The 14,299-nt window shown below is 73.5% G+C and carries 14 protein-coding genes; 11 read left to right on the forward strand and 3 right to left on the reverse strand.

The features are described from left to right. Positions 1 to 155 precede the first annotated feature (155 nt). Genes ACIBQ6_RS10930 through ACIBQ6_RS10945 form a run of 4 tightly spaced genes read left to right on the forward strand, consistent with a single transcriptional unit; the run spans position 156 to position 3,138 of the window. The gene (locus tag ACIBQ6_RS10930; protein WP_397211249.1) at positions 156 to 842 is read left to right on the forward strand and encodes a gamma-glutamyl-gamma-aminobutyrate hydrolase family protein; all 687 of its coding nucleotides are present in this window, start codon (positions 156 to 158) and stop codon (positions 840 to 842) included. 9 nt (positions 843 to 851) lie between these two features. Further along, entirely contained in the window at positions 852 to 1,766 is a 915-nt protein-coding gene (locus ACIBQ6_RS10935) for an alpha/beta hydrolase (protein ID WP_358286504.1), read from the forward strand. After that, positions 1,763 to 2,542: an enoyl-CoA hydratase/isomerase family protein gene (locus ACIBQ6_RS10940; protein ID WP_397211252.1), complete on the forward strand. Its 780-nt coding sequence runs from the start codon at positions 1,763 to 1,765 to the stop codon at positions 2,540 to 2,542. Before ACIBQ6_RS10935 ends, ACIBQ6_RS10940 begins: the two co-directional genes overlap by 4 nt. A gap of 44 nt (positions 2,543 to 2,586) precedes the next feature. Further along, a complete protein-coding gene (locus ACIBQ6_RS10945; protein ID WP_358286508.1) occupies positions 2,587 to 3,138 on the forward strand; it encodes a hemerythrin domain-containing protein in 552 nt (183 codons plus the stop codon). 6 nt (positions 3,139 to 3,144) lie between these two features. Here the strand turns inward: ACIBQ6_RS10945 and ACIBQ6_RS10950 are convergent, their stop codons facing one another. Beyond that, positions 3,145 to 4,326, reverse strand: a complete 1,182-nt coding sequence (locus tag ACIBQ6_RS10950; RefSeq protein WP_358286510.1) for an acyl-CoA dehydrogenase family protein — start codon at positions 4,324 to 4,326, stop codon at positions 3,145 to 3,147. 26 nt (positions 4,327 to 4,352) lie between these two features. Further along, entirely contained in the window at positions 4,353 to 4,943 is a 591-nt protein-coding gene (locus ACIBQ6_RS10955; RefSeq protein WP_358286512.1) for an SAM-dependent methyltransferase, read from the reverse strand. A 128-nt stretch (positions 4,944 to 5,071) separates the two neighbouring features. Between ACIBQ6_RS10955 and ACIBQ6_RS10960 the strand changes: the two genes are divergently transcribed. The 5 genes from ACIBQ6_RS10960 (at position 5,072) to ACIBQ6_RS10980 (ending at position 9,183) form a co-directional block, all read left to right on the forward strand. Next, positions 5,072 to 6,664, forward strand: a complete 1,593-nt coding sequence (locus ACIBQ6_RS10960) for a histidine kinase (RefSeq protein WP_358286514.1) — start codon at positions 5,072 to 5,074, stop codon at positions 6,662 to 6,664. After that, positions 6,661 to 7,359 carry a response regulator gene (locus tag ACIBQ6_RS10965; RefSeq protein WP_397211254.1) on the forward strand — a complete coding sequence of 233 codons (699 nt, stop codon included), beginning with the start codon at positions 6,661 to 6,663 and terminating at the stop codon, positions 7,357 to 7,359. The genes ACIBQ6_RS10960 and ACIBQ6_RS10965 overlap by 4 nt, the downstream gene beginning before the upstream one ends. Before the next feature lie 61 nt (positions 7,360 to 7,420). After that, on the forward strand, positions 7,421 to 7,840 hold the full coding sequence (locus ACIBQ6_RS10970; protein ID WP_397211256.1) for a hypothetical protein: 420 nt from the start codon (positions 7,421 to 7,423) through the stop codon (positions 7,838 to 7,840). A 10-nt stretch (positions 7,841 to 7,850) separates the two neighbouring features. Further along, positions 7,851 to 8,441, forward strand: a complete 591-nt coding sequence (locus ACIBQ6_RS10975; RefSeq protein WP_397211258.1) for a phosphoribosylanthranilate isomerase — start codon at positions 7,851 to 7,853, stop codon at positions 8,439 to 8,441. Continuing rightward, on the forward strand, positions 8,434 to 9,183 hold the full coding sequence (locus tag ACIBQ6_RS10980) for a GNAT family N-acetyltransferase (RefSeq protein ID WP_397211260.1): 750 nt from the start codon (positions 8,434 to 8,436) through the stop codon (positions 9,181 to 9,183). Before ACIBQ6_RS10975 ends, ACIBQ6_RS10980 begins: the two co-directional genes overlap by 8 nt. Positions 9,184 to 9,206: 23 nt before the next feature. Here the strand turns inward: ACIBQ6_RS10980 and ACIBQ6_RS10985 are convergent, their stop codons facing one another. Continuing rightward, positions 9,207 to 10,841: a hypothetical protein gene (locus ACIBQ6_RS10985; RefSeq protein ID WP_397211262.1), complete on the reverse strand. Its 1,635-nt coding sequence runs from the start codon at positions 10,839 to 10,841 to the stop codon at positions 9,207 to 9,209. Positions 10,842 to 10,999: 158 nt separating this feature from the next. Here ACIBQ6_RS10985 and ACIBQ6_RS10990 point away from each other — a divergent pair, with 158 nt between their 5' ends. Further along, positions 11,000 to 11,581 (forward strand): CDP-alcohol phosphatidyltransferase family protein, encoded by a 582-nt coding sequence (locus ACIBQ6_RS10990; RefSeq protein WP_352350843.1) that lies wholly within the window; start codon positions 11,000 to 11,002, stop codon positions 11,579 to 11,581. Positions 11,582 to 11,585: 4 nt separating this feature from the next. Beyond that, positions 11,586 to 14,090, forward strand: a complete 2,505-nt coding sequence (locus tag ACIBQ6_RS10995) for a sugar phosphate nucleotidyltransferase (RefSeq protein WP_397211264.1) — start codon at positions 11,586 to 11,588, stop codon at positions 14,088 to 14,090. The last annotated feature ends 209 nt before the right edge of the window (positions 14,091 to 14,299 follow it).

Below are 14,299 nucleotides of genomic sequence, written 5' to 3' on the forward strand. Positions count from 1 at the left end.
ATAAAAGTGATTTTCGTCTTTCGGATTCCGGTGTTTCCCGCCGGGCGGCGGGGGCGTAGCATCCCGCCATGGCGGTCCTCCACCCCGGCCCGGCGAGGCCCGGCTGACCGCCGGGACGGCCTCCCGCCTGCCCTGACCCGCCCCTGGAGATCCGCATGTCCCGACCGCTCATCGGCATCACCGCCTACCTGGAGGCCGCCCGCTGGGGCGACTGGGTGCGCGAGGCCGTCCTGTCACCGCCGTCCTACGCCAAGGCGGTCGAGCGGGCCGGCGGCGCGCCGGTGCTGCTGCCGCCGCTCGACCCCCATGTCGCCGGCGACCACGTCGGCGGCCTGTCCGGCGTCCTGCTGGCCGGCGGCGCCGGCCTCGGCGCCGCGGCCTACGGCGGCGAGCACGACGAGCGCGCGCCCGAGCCGCAGCCCCACCGCGACCGGTACGAGCTGGCCCTGGCCGGGGCCGCCGTCCGGGCCGGCCTGCCGATCCTGGCCATCGCCCGCGGCCTGCACGTCCTCAACGTCGCCCAGGGCGGCACGCTGATCCCGTGGCTGCCCGACGTGCTCGGCCACGAGCGGCACGGCGAGCCGGGCGCGGTGCACGACATCCAGGTGAGCGTGTCCAGCAGGCTCGGCAAGGCGGTCGGCGACCACGTCGAGGCGGTCGCGCCGCACCACCAGTCCGTGCGCCGCCTGGGCAGCGGCCTGCTCGCGGTGGCCTGGGCCGACGACCAGATCGTCGAGGGCGTCGAGCTCCAGGGCCACCGGTTCTGCGTCGGCGTCCAGTGGCATCCCGAACGCGGCGGGGACAATCGGCTCTTCGATGCGTTCGTCGAGGCGGCCCGCTAGGCTGCGCTCATGCCGCTGCACCCCCAGGCGCGGGACTACGTCGCCCTCTACCCGTCGGACCTCAACACCGACCTGGCCACGCTCGACCTGGCCACGATCCAGGAGATGCGCGCGCACGACGGCTTCGCGGCCCAGCGGGGGCCGCTGACCAAACTCCCGTTCGTCCGCGACGAGCTCGCCGGCGACGTGCCGATCCGCATCTACCGCGCCGACCCCGGCGACGGCCTGCTGCCCGTCGTGGTCTACTTCCACGGCGGCGGCTGGGTCTTCGGCAGCGTCAGGCGCAACGACGCGCTCGGCCGCGACCTGGCCCTGCGCACCGGGGCCGTGGTCGTCTCGGCCGACTACCGGCTGGCCCCTGAACACCCCTTCCCGGCCGCCGCCGACGACGCCTGGACCGTCGTGCGCGACGTCTTCGCCAGGCCCGCCTTCTACCAGAGCAACGGCAGCGTGGCCGTCGTCGGCGACAGCGCGGGCGGCAACCTGGCCGCCGTCGCCGCCTGGCGGGCCGCCGGGTCCGGCATCCGGCTGGCCCACCAGGCGCTGGTCTACCCGGTGCTCGACACGGCCATGGACACCCCGAGCTACCGCGCCTACGCCAAGGGCTTCGGGCTCGACGCCGCCGAGATGGCCTGGTTCGCCGAGCGCTACGCGCCCGGCGCCGACCCCGCCGACCCGCTGCTGAGCCCGCTGCGCATCGACGACCTGACCGGCCTGCCGCCGGCCACCGTCCTCACCGCCGAGTGCGACGTGCTCAGGGACGAGGGCGAACACTACGCCCGCCGCCTGGCCGAGGCCGGCGTGCCGGTGGAGGCGCGCAGGTTCGACGGCGCGATCCACGGCTTCTTCGGCCTGCCCGGCCTGTTCGACCAGGCGGCCGAGGCCAGGCAGTACATCGCCGACCGCCTGCGGGAGCACCTGTGACCTACACCAAGCTCAAGCTCGACACCGCGGCCGAGGGCGTGCTGCGCGTCACGATCAGCGAGCCCGGCAGGCTCAACGCCGTCGACATGACCGGCCACCGCGAGCTGAGCGAGATCTGGCGCGAGGCCGACCGCGACGACTCCGTCCGGGCGATCGTGGTCAGGGGCGAGGGCACGGCGTTCTCGGCCGGCGGCGACCTGTCGATGATCGAGGAGATGACCCGCGACCACGCCACCAGGATGCGCGTGTTCGCCGAGGCCCGCGACATCGTCTACAACGTGCTCAACTGCTCCAAGCCCATCGTCTCGGCCGTCCAGGGCCCGGCCGTGGGCGCCGGGCTCGCGGTGGCGCTGCTGGCCGACGTCTCGGTCGCCGGCCGCACCGCGCGCATCATCGACGGCCACACCCGGCTCGGCGTCGCCGCCGGCGACCACGCCGCGATCATCTGGCCGCTGCTGTGCGGCATGGCCAAGGCCAAGTACCACCTGCTGCTGTGCGAGCCCGTCACCGGCGAGCAGGCCGAGCGCATGGGCCTGGTCAGCCTGTGCGTCGACGACGACCAGGTGCACGACAAGGCGATGGAGATCGCGGTCCGGCTCGCCCAGGGCTCCCAGGAGGCGATCCGGCTGACCAAATACTCGCTCAACAACTGGCTGCGCCTGGCCGGCCCGTCCTTCGACGCCTCGCTGGCGATGGAGTTCCTCGGCTTCACCGGCCCCGACGTGGTCGAGGGCGTGCGCGCGGTGCGCGAGAAGCGGCCGCCCGCCTTCGGCTGAGCCGGGCGCGTGTGCTTGTCCGGGCCCGGGGTAGGCGCATTTTCATGACGGACAACGATGTGGTCGACCTGTTGGTGCGCCAGCACGAGCAGATCAAGAGCCAGTTCACGGAGGTCGAGAACGCTGCCCCCGAGGACAAAGCAGCGGCTTTCCAGAGGCTGGTGCGCCTGCTGGCCGTCCACGAGACAGCAGAGGAGGAGATCGTCCACCCGTACGCGCGCCGCCACGTCGACGACGGCGACGACCTGGTGGACGAGCGACTGGCCGAGGAGAACGCGGCCAAGGACATGCTCACCCAGATGGAGCGGGCGGGCGTCGACGACCCGCAGTTCGCGGCCAACCTGGCCACGCTGCGCAAGGCCGTCGTCGAGCACGCCGAGGCCGAGGAACGCGAGGAGTTCCCCCGGCTGAGGCAGGCCGCCGGTGAGAAGGAGCTGCACGCGATGGCGATCGGCGTCAAGGCCGCCGAGGCGCTCGCGCCCACGCATCCGCACGCCGGCGTCGAGACCGCGCCGAAGAACCTGCTGGCGGGCCCGCCCGCCGCGATCATGGACAGGGCCCGTGACGTGATCCGCAAGGCGACGGGCAGGGCCTGAGAGCCGTCAGAAACTCCGGGGCAACCCGAGCACCTGTGTCGCGAGGTAGTTGAGCAGAAGCTCCTCCGTCACGGGTGCCACCCTTCCGATACGGGCGTCGGCCAGCAGCCTGGCCACCGGGTACTCCAGCGAGTACGCCATGCCGCCGTGCGTCTGGAACGCGGCGTCGGCCGCCTCCCACGCGGCCTGGGAGGCGGTCAGCTTGGCGACGTTGGCCTCGGTGCCGCACGGCAGCCGCCGGTCGAAGGACCAGGCAGCCTTGTAGAGCATCAGTCGCGCCAGCTCGATCTTGGCCTTGACCTGCGCCAGCGGGAACGCGATGGCCTGGTTGGCGCCGATCGGACGGCCGAACACCTCGCGCTCCTTGGCGTAGCCGACCGCCACCCGCAGCGCCACCTCGGCGCCGCCCAGCGCGGAGGCGGCCAGCAGCACCCGCTCGGGGTTGAGGATGTCCCACAGCACGGCCGCGCCGCCGTCCACCTCGCCGACCACGCTCGTGGCGGGCACCCGCAGGTCGTCGACGAACACCATGTTGGACGGCGTGGTGTTGGCGCCCATCTTGGGGATCGGCCGGAAGGACAGCTGCCCGGCGGCGACCGCCTCGGGCACGTTCACCAGGAACACGGTCAGCCCATGGGTGCGCGGCCTGGCCTCGGCCGCCGGGACCGTCCTGGTCACCAGCAGCATCCAGGTGGCGCGCTGCACGCCGGTGATCCAGATCTTCTGGCCGTTGAGCACGTAGTCGCCGCCGTCGCGGCGGGCCGAGGTGGTGATCGCCAGCGAGTTGGAGCCGGCGTCCGGCTCGGTCAGGGCGAAGCACGTCTCGACCTCGCCCGTGGCCAGCCGGGGCAGCAGCTCCGCCCGCTGCTCGGCGGTGCCGTGCCGGGCCAGGGTGAGCGCGCCGAAGCCGGGGGTGAGCACGTACGTGAAGGCCGAGCCGCCCGCCGCGCCCGAGCTCGCCAGCGTCTCGGTGGCCACCGCCAGCTCCAGCAGCCCCTGCCCGCCCCCGCCGTACTCCTCCGGCACGGCCAGGCCCAGCCAGCCGCCCTTGGCCAGGTCGGCCCAGACCTCCTCCGGCCAGCGCTTGTCGCTCTCGCACCGCTGCCAGTAGTCGAGGTCGTAGCGGGCGCAGATCTCGGCGACGCCGCGCTGGACGGCCTGGGCGCTCTCGGGAAGGGTGAAATCCATCACGCCATCGTAGAAGTTCGTTCTGTTCAGGGTCGAGGTCTGCGGGCGTGGAAGACGAAGGCCGGCGGCGTGTTGCGCCACACCGTGCGTCCGGGCACGACCTCCTCGAACCGCTCGGCCAGCAGCGCCCGGAACCGCCGGGCCGAGCTGAGCGGGATGGCGTGGATGTAGGAGAAGGTGGTGAAGGCCGCGCCGGGGCTCATCACCGACGTCACCGCGTCCAGCAGCTCGTGCTGCAGCCCCGTGGGGAAGGCCGCCCACGGCAGGCCGCTCACCACGACGTCGGCGTGGCTCAGCCCGCGTCCGGCCAGCAGCTCGCCCAGGCGCGCCGCGTCCGCGTGGGCCACGTCCACGGCGGGGAAGCGCGCCGCGAGCAGCACCGCGAGCCGCTCGTTCACCTCGACGGCCAGGTGGTGGCCGCGCCCGGCCAGCCGCTGCTGGATCTCCGCCGTGAACGGGCCCGTGCCCGGCCCGAGCTCCACCACGGTCGGCTCGCCGCGCTCCGGGACCGGCGCGCAGACGGCCGCGGCCAGCCGGCGCGAACTCGGGGCGACGGCGCCGATCACGGCGGGGGCGCGCAGGAACTGGCCGAGGAACATCGCGGTGTCGTTGGACATGGCCCCGAACGTATCGGGAAGATCACCCGCTGCGCTCCCTCCTCTGGACGAACCTGCGGCCAGTAGGAGGAGACGGGGTCCTCCGCGCGGAGGATCAGGTATCGGCCGAGGGTGGATAGCGTGAGGCCATGCGTTGGCGTGGTGTGCCGCTCGATGTCCTGCTCGCGGCATCAGGCGTGGGGCTGGATCTGTTGACGACGGCCCACGCGGGCGACACCGCGTACCTGCCGGCGGCGATGAACATCCCCATGGCCCTCCTGGTGGGCCTGCCCATGGGGCTCGTACGGCGGTGGCCGCTGGCCGTCACCCTCTACCTGGCCGTCTTCCTCGTGCTCAGCGACCAGCTCGGCTCCTACACCTCCAACACCGCGCAGATCCTCATCTGCGTCGCGCTCGGCGTGGTCGGCTTCCGCGTCCCGTGGCGGCCCGCCATGGCCGGTGTGGGCGCCACCGTCCTGGCCACGGCGGTCAACATCGCCGACCCCGGCATCGCGATGACCGGCAACACCTGGATGTACTCGGTGCTGCTGCCCGTCTTCCCCACCGTGCTCGGGGCCTACCTGCGCAGCTCGGCCGAGCGGCTGGAGGAGCGCGACGTCACGCCCGACGCGCTGCTGGCCGCCGGCGGCGTGGCCATCACCGTGCTCAGCACCTGGACCTCCTGGCACAGCGGCGCCCTGCCCGTGTGGGTGATCGGCCTGCTGGCCGTGGTCGGCGGGCTGTCGCTCGGCGTCGCCCGGCGCCTGCCCGGCCTGGTCCTGCTGCTGCAGGGCGTGCTGCTGATCGCCGCCGACACCTATCTCAACGACGCCGTCAACACCTGCCTGATCCTCACGCTCATCGCGATCGGCGTGTTCTCCATGCGCGTCGCCTCCTGGGCCTGGACGGGGGCCGCGTACCTCACCGGCTGCCTGCTGACCGCCATCGCCGTCGTCGGCGACGGCACCGAGATCACCCCGCTCCGCGTCGGCGTGCTGATGACGCTGGTGGCCACGCCCATCGCGATCGGCCGCTACCTCGGCATGCGGCAGGCCGCCGCCGCCGCCGAACGCCTGCGCGCCGAGGAGTCGGCCCGGCTCGCGGTCGCCCAGGTGCGCGCCGACCAGCTCGCCGAGCGCGAGCGCATCGCCCGCGACGTGCACGACATCGTGGCCCACCACGTCGGCGCCATGGTGCTGCGCGCCAGCGCCGCCCGCTACACCGCGCCCGACGGGCCGGTCGCCGACGCGTTGTCCGACATCCGCGAGACCGGCCACCAGGTGCTGCAGGACCTGCGCGACCTGCTCGACCTGCTGCGCGACCCCGACCGCGGCCCCGACCTGCTGGCCAACCCGGCCGACGTGGTCCGCGAGTCCGCCGAACGCATGGCCGCCGCCGGCCTCGTCGTCGACCTCGACCTCGATCCGGCCAGCGACCGAGCCCCGCTCATCGCCCGCGCCTCCGCCGCGCGCATCGTCCAGGAAGGTCTCACCAACGTGCTCAAACACGCCGGACCCGGCACCCGGGTCCGCGTCACCGTGGCCCCCGCGCAGGAAGGGTTGTCCATCGAGATCCGCAACGGCCGCCCGCCCACCGTCATCGAGCGGCTGCCCTCCTCCGGCCGTGGCCTGGCCGGCATGCGCGAACGGGTGCGCGCCCTCGGGGGCACCCTCAGCGCCGGCCCCGACGGCGACGGCGGCTGGCTGCTGCTGGCCAGCCTGCCCGCCAGGAGCGCCGCGTGATCCGCGTCCTGGTGGCCGACGACCAGGCGCTGGTCCGCGTGGGCGTGCGCATGTTGCTGCAGGCCGCGGGGGACATGGAGGTCGTCGGCGAGGCCGAGGACGGCGCCGAGGCCGTCCGCCTGGCCGAACGCCACGTGCCCGACGTCATCCTGATGGACCTGCGCATGCCCCGCGTCGACGGCCTGGAGGCGACCCGGCGGGTGCTGGCGGCCCGCCCGGCGGCCCGCGTGGTCGTGCTCACCACCTTCGCCGAGGACGCCGACGTGCACGCCGCCCTGCGCGCCGGCGCCGTCGGCTTCCTGGTCAAGGACGACGAGCCGGAACGCATGGTCGACGCCGTGCGCAGGGCCGCCGCGGGGGAGCAGCTGCTGGCCCCCTCGGTGCTGCGCCGGGTCGTGGAACGGTTCCTGGCCGCCGAGGAGCAGGCCGCCGTGCCGCCGCCGTCCGGGCTGACCGAGCGGGAGCTGGAGGTGCTCGCCCTGGTCGGCACCGGCCTGTCCAACGCCGAGATCGCCGAGGAGCTGCACGTCGGCGTCACCACCGTCAAGACGCACATCGCCGCCGCCATGGACAAGCTCGGCCTGCGCAACCGCATCCAGGCCGCCGTGGTCGCCCACCGCTCCGGTCTCGTGGACGCCGCCTTCCGCCCGGTCCGTCCGCCACGTGGGGGACCGGGAGGTCATCCCGCAGGCTGACGACCGCATGTGGCCGTCCTCGACACGATGTGGGTCCTCGTTCGCAGAAAGGATCCACATCATGGGGGAGACACAGGTCATGCCGCGTCCCGGCACGACCCGGCAGGTGTCGGCCGGGCTGCTCTACAGTCTGCGCGTCGCCATCATCGCCCAGGCGGCCGCGCTGCTGGTGGCCGCCTCGTTCGCCGGGCAGGCCGTGTCGGCGGGCGGCGGCCCGGTGGCCGAGACGCACGTCATGGCGGGCATGGTCGTCCACCTGGTGGCGCTCGTGCAGATCGTGCTGGCGATCCTGGTCTGGCGGCCAGGACGCGGCGCCGGCTGGCCGGTGTGGGCCAGCGTCGCGCTGTTCGTCGTGGGCGGGCTCCAGCACGTCACCTGGCTCTGGCTGGGCGCCCACCTGCCCAACGGGGTGCTGCTGTTCGGCCTCATCGGCGCGCTGCTGGTCTGGTCGTGGTCGCCGTCGGCCTCGCGGCGCCGCTAAGGTCTGAGGTGTGTATGTGAAGATCTGCGGGTTGAGCGAGCCCGAGCACGTCGAGGCCGCCGTCGAGGCGGGCGCCGACGCCATCGGGTTCGTGCTCACCCGGAGCCCGCGCAGGGTCACGCCCGAGCGGGCGGCCGAGCTGGCCGCGCCGATCCCGGCCCACGTGCTCACCGTGGGCGTCTTCCGGGGCGAGACCCACGAGGAGGTCCGGGCCGCCGCGCTGGCCTCGGGCGTGCGCGCCGTGCAGCTGCACGGCCACCACCCCCACGCCGACTTCACCGCGCTGAAAGACCTCGGCCGGCCGCTCGTGCGGGCCGTCGACGCCGCCGCCGACCTGCGGTGCGGCGCCTTCGACGAAGACCTGCTCATCGTCGACGCCCCGCGTCCCGGCTCGGGGGAGCCGTGGAACTGGGCGGCGGTGCGCGGCCGCCCGTCCGGCCGGTGGATGCTGGCCGGCGGGCTCGACCCGGCCAACGTGGCCGAGGCCGCCGAGGCCGCCGGCGCGTGGGGGGTCGACGTGTCCAGCGGCGTCGAGACCGCGCCGGGCGTCAAGAACTCCGCCCTGATCAGGGCCTTCCTGCGGGCCGCGCGCGGTGGCTGACGAGCTGGCGCGGGCCCTTTCCTTCGTGCACGGCTTCGCCCGGCGCAAGGCGCCCGTCGTGGCGCCGGTTCCCGGCGGGTTCGCGGTGCTCGACGAGCGCTACCCGATGTCCCACGACGACAACAAGCTCGTGGTCTGGAGCGGCCGCCCGGGGCCGGTGCTCGCGGCCGCCGAGGAGCGGCTCGCCGGGCTCGGCCACCGCCTGGTGTGCGTCGACGACGACCGGCTGGGCCAGGAGTTCCGGCCCGCCTTCGCCGCCGCCGGCTACGGCCACGAGACCAACGTCGTCATGGCCTTCCGCGGCGCCCGTCCGGCCGTGCCCGCCGTCGCCACCGAGCCGCTCACGCTGGAGGAGCTGCTGCCCGTGCTGCGCGAGGAGTGGCGCGAGTCGCTGCCGCAGGCGTCGCCGGGCGTGGTCGACGGGCTCGCCGCCCGCGCCGCCGCCCGCGTGTCCGGCGCGGACCGGGTCGAGTTCCACGCCGTACGCGCCCCCGGCGGGCAGATCGCCGCCCACGCCGACCTCTACGTGCACGAAGGCGTCGCCCAGATCGAGAACGTCTACACCCTGGAGCGCCACCGCGGCCAGGGCTTCGCCCGCGCCCTGCTGACCGCGCTGCTGGCCGCCACGGCCGGCGCCGAGCTGACGTTCCTGGTCGCCGACGCCGCCGACTGGCCGCGCGAGTTCTACGCCCGCCTCGGCTTCGAGCCGGTGGGCCACACCCACGCCTTCCTGCGCACCTGACCGGCCCGAAGAGCCGGTGGCGCTCAGGCGCCCACCCAGCGGGCCAGGGCCACCGCCGCGGGGCCCAGCAGGGCCAGCACGGCTCCCGACAACGCGTGCACCACCGTGTACGCCAGCAGCGGCGTCCCGTTCCCCGACATCGCGCGCACCCCGCCCAGGACGGTCGTCAGGCCGTGCTGCCCGGTCACCGCGCCCAGCACCAGCGGCGGCGGCGACATCATCAGCTTGGCCCCCATGGCCAGCGAGATCACCACCGGCACGGCGGCCGTGGCGACCGCGCCCAGGGCCACCTGCCAGGCGTGCCGCGCCACCAGTTCCACCGCCGCCGGCCCGGCCGACAGCCCGAGCGCCGCCACGAAGACGCCGAGCGCCACCTCGCCCACCACCCGCGCGGCGCCGGCGTCGTACTGCCCGAAGCCGGCCCGTCCCGCCCGTGCCCGGCCGAACACCAGCCCGGCCGCCAGGCAGCCGAGCGACGCCGTCAGGCCCCCCGCCAGGCCCGCCACCAGCCCCGCCACGAGCCCGGCGGCCAGGTAGACGACGTCGGCCCGCCGCCCGGCATCCGCCCGCGCCCCGAGCCAGGACGCCGCCCGGTCCACGTCCCGCTTCAGCCCGGTCACCCGCACCACGTCACCGGCGCACAGCTGCGTACCGGGCCGGACCGGCAACCGGCACCCCACCCGCCGCACCTCGCACACGTGCAGGTCCTGCACCTCCTGGCCGGACAGCCCGGCGCGCAGGTCGCGCACGGTCGCCGGCGGCCGGCCCCCGAGCATGACGTCGGCCACCTCCAGGTCCAGGTCGAGCTCCCGCCCGCCCGGCACCTCGGGCCCGACCACCGCGCCGGCGTTGACGACGTCCTGCCGCACGCCGACCACCACGACCTCGTCGTCCCGCTGCAGCAACGTGTCGGGGCCGAAGGGGATCGGGCGGCCGTTCCTGCGCAGCCGCTCCACCGAGACCCGGGTGCCCATGGCGATCTCCGCCTGCCCGACCGTCCTGCCCTCGCCGGTGGTGACCTGGTGGGCCCGGCCCAGCACCGCCGGCGGCGGCGTCTCCTCCGCGCCGTCCAGCCGCCGCCACAGCGCCGCGGCCTCCTCCCGTGGGTCGAACCGGAGCGCCGCGGGCGCGGCCCGCACGGTCAGCAGCGCGACGGTGACCAGGGCGAGGAGGTAGGACAGGACGTACGCGGGCCCGAGCGCCTGGTGCGCGATCCCGGCGGCCCGCAGGGCGTCGGCCGCCGTGCCCAAGGCCACCGGCCCGGCCGCCGCCCCGGCGACCAGCCCGGCCGTGGTGCCCGGGTCGAGCCCGAGCGCGTCCGCGACCAGCGCCGCGACCGCCAGCGCCCCGACGACCTCGACGACCGTGAACCACAGGTACCGCAGGTTGCGCGCGGAGAACGCGGCGAAGAAGGCGGGCCCGAGGGTGTAGCCGAGGGTGAAGGCGAAGATCGAGAAGGCGATCACCCGCACCTGCCGGTGGACCTCGACGCCGCCGGTCAGCAGCCCGACGGCGAGGGCGGCGGCCAGCGTCCCGGCCGCGCCGCCGAGTGCCACCCCGCGGAACCTGAGCCTGCCCAGGGCGAACCCGAGGGCCAGGCAGAGGAACAAGGCGATCTCCGGCGCGTCCCGCAGCACGCCGGACTCCCAGGGCCACATCCGATCCCCCCAAGGCAGGCCGGCAGCGCGGGGGGATCGATCATCCAGCCTTTTCCCGCCCCCACATGCCGCGAAACGCCATCAACCCCCACCGGCCCCGCGGGGAATGGTCGCTGGTGGGGCGTCTGTGCCGGAGTTCCACGCAGTAGGGTCTCTGCGTGAGCGAAACTTCCGCCGAGGACCGGATCTGGACGGTTCCCAACCTGCTGAGCTTCCTGCGCCTGCTCGGCGTGCCCGTGTTCCTCTGGTTGGTTCTGGGGCCCAGGGCGGACGGGTGGGCCATCGCCATCCTCATCGTGGCCGGGTTCACCGACTGGCTCGACGGCAAGATCGCTCGCGCGTTCAACCAGACCAGCAAGCTCGGCCGGGTGATCGACCCGGCCGCCGACAAGCTGTACGTCTTCGCCACGATCCTGGCGTTGCTGCTGCGCGAGGTCATCCCGTGGTGGCTGGTGGCCGTCATCGTGGCGCGGGAGCTCTTCGTCGCCTGTTCGTTCCCCGTACTTCGCAAACACGGATATAAGGCACTTCAGGTGCATTTCCTGGGCAAGGCCGCCATGTTCAACCTCATGTACGCCTTCCCGCTGCTCTTCCTTGCCTCCCACACCGGGTGGTATGCCGATATAGCGCGAATTGCCGGGTGGGCCTTCGCGATCTGGGGCACCGGCCTGTATTGGTGGGCAGGGATCCTGTATGTGGTGCAGGTGCGCCAACTCGTAACCGCGACCACGAAGGAGTGATCGGGTGAAGGCGGTCGTCATGGCGGGCGGGGAGGGGACTCGGCTGCGTCCGATGACCGCCAACCAGCCCAAACCTCTGCTCCCGGTGGCCAACCGCCCGATCATGGAACACGTCCTGCGCCTGCTCAAACGGCACGGCATCACCGAGACGGTGGTCACCCTGCAGTTCCTGGCCGCCCTCGTGCGCAACTACTTCGGCGACGGCGACGAGCTGGGCATGAACCTCCAGTACGCCACCGAGGACCTGCCGCTCGGCACCGCGGGCAGCGTCAAGAACGCCGCCGCCCGCCTGCGCGACGACCGCTTCCTGGTCATCTCCGGCGACGCCCTCACAGATATCGACTTATCCGACATGATCCGTTTTCATCGCGAAAATTCGGCTCTTGTCACCATCGGCCTGAAACGCGTTCCTAACCCGCTCGAGTTCGGGATCATCATCCTCGACGAGAACGGACGCGTTCAGCGCTTCCTGGAGAAGCCCACCTGGGGCCAGGTCTTCTCCGACACCGTCAACACCGGCATCTACGTCATGGAGCCCGAGATCCTCGACGCCGTGGCCGACGGCGAACCGGTCGACTGGTCCTCCGACGTCTTCCCCGCCCTCCTGGAACGCGGCGCCCCCATCTACGGCTACGTCGCGGGCGGCTACTGGGAGGACGTCGGCACCCACGCCAGCTACCTCAAGGCCCAGGCCGACGCGCTGTCCGGCCGGGTCCGCCTCGACATCGGCGGCTTCGAGCTCTCCCCGGGCGTCTGGGTGGCCGACTCGGCCACGGTCGATCCCGACGCCGTCCTGAAGGGCCCGCTGCTGATCGGCGACTACGCCAAGGTGGAGGCGGGCGCCGAACTGCGCGAGTACACCGTGCTCGGCAACAACGCGGTCGTGCGCGAGGGTGCCTTCCTGCACCGCGCGGTCGTCCACGACAACGTCTACGTCGGTCCCGGCGCCCATCTGCGCGGCTGCGTCATCGGCAAGAGCACCGACGTCATGGGCGGCGCCCGGGTCGAGGAGAACGCCGTCATCGGCGACGAGTGCGTCATCGAGGCCGAGGCGTACGTCTCCAGCGGCGTCAAGGTCTACCCGTTCAAGACCATCGAGGCCGGCGCGGTCGTCAACACCAGCGTCATCTGGGAGTCGCGCGGCCAGCGCAGCCTGTTCGGCCCGCGCGGGGTCAGCGGCCTGGTCAACGTCGAGATCACCGCCGAGCTGTGCGTCCGGCTGGCCGGCGCGTACGCCACCACCCTGCGCAAGGGCGCCTACGTCGTCACCTCCCGCGACTGCTCCCTGGCCGCCAGGGCGCTCAAGCGGGCCGTCATCGGCGCCCTGACCGCCGCCGCGATCAACGTCCTGGACCTGGAGGCCGCGCCGCTGCCGGTGGCCCGCTTCCACACCGCGCGCGAGTCGGCCGCCGGCGGCATCGCCCTGCGCACCACGCCCGGCGACCCGCAGAGCGTCGACATCGTCATCATGGACGACCGCGGCGCCGACCTGCCCCCGGCCGCCCAGCGCAAGCTGGAGCGGGTCTTCTCCCGCCAGGAGTACCGGCGGGCCTTCCCCGGCGAGATCGCCGAGCTGCACTACCCGGCCAGGGCCGTCGAGGGCTACACGCACGAGCTGATGCGGGCCATCGGCGTCACCGGCGTCAAGGACATGAAGGTCGTGGTCGACTGCGCCGGCGGCACCTCCTCCCTGGTGATGCCCACGCTGCTCAGCCGCGCCGGCGTCGAGGTGCTCACCGTCAACGCCCGGCTGGACGACGTCTCGCCCACCGAGACGCTGGCCGAGCGCCGCCGCGACCTGCAACGCCTGTCGGAGCTGGTCAGCTCCTCGCGGGCGGCCTTCGGCGTGCGCTTCGACCCGGTCGGCGAACGCATCGCCCTGGTGGACGAGACCGGCCAGCTCATCAGCGAGGAACGCGCCCTGCTGGTCGTGCTGGACCTGGTGGCGGCCGAGCGCCGGGGCGGCCGGGTGGCCCTGCCGGTCACCACCACGCGGGTCGCCGAGCAGGTCTGCCGCTTCCACGGCGTGCAGGTGCAGTGGACCTCGACCGCGCTCGACGCCCTGACCTCCGCCGCCCAGGGCCCCGACATGATCTTCGCGGCCGACGGGCGCGGCGGGTTCGTCGTGCCGGAGTTCAGCCCGGCCATCGACGGCCTGGCCGCGTTCATGCGCCTGCTGGGGCTGGTGGCCCGCACCCGGCTGTCGCTCAGCCAGATCGACGCCAGGATCCCCGAGGTCAAGCTGCTGCGGCGGAGCGTCCCGACCCAGTGGGCGGCCAAGGGCGCGGTGATGCGCTCGGTCATCGAGGCCGCCGAGGCCGAGCCCGACGGCTGGCGCGTGGACACCACCGACGGCGTGCGCGTCGCCCGCGACGACGGGTCGTGGGTGCTGATCCTGCCCGCCGCCGCCGAGCCGGTCACCGACCTGTGGGCCGAGGCCCCCGACATGGACGGCGCGCAGGCACTGCTCGAACGGTGGGCCCGCGTGGTCGAGCAGGCGGCCGTCTGATCACGTAGAGTAGCCGAAAAGCCTTCGCCCGAGATGTGCGCGCGGAGTGCCGCAAGATCGTAATGTAGAAACGCGCGGCGGCATGGACCACGGGGTGGGGGCGGCGGTAACTTTGTCAGCGTCCGAACCGCAGTCCAGCGCCCCGCCTTGACCTTTGCCGCTGATCAGCGTAAGTTGCGGCATTCGCAAACTTGAAGAGCGAAGGCAGG

Source organism: Nonomuraea sp. NPDC049655 (assembly GCF_044465465.1).
Lineage (GTDB): Bacteria > Actinomycetota > Actinomycetes > Streptosporangiales > Streptosporangiaceae > Nonomuraea.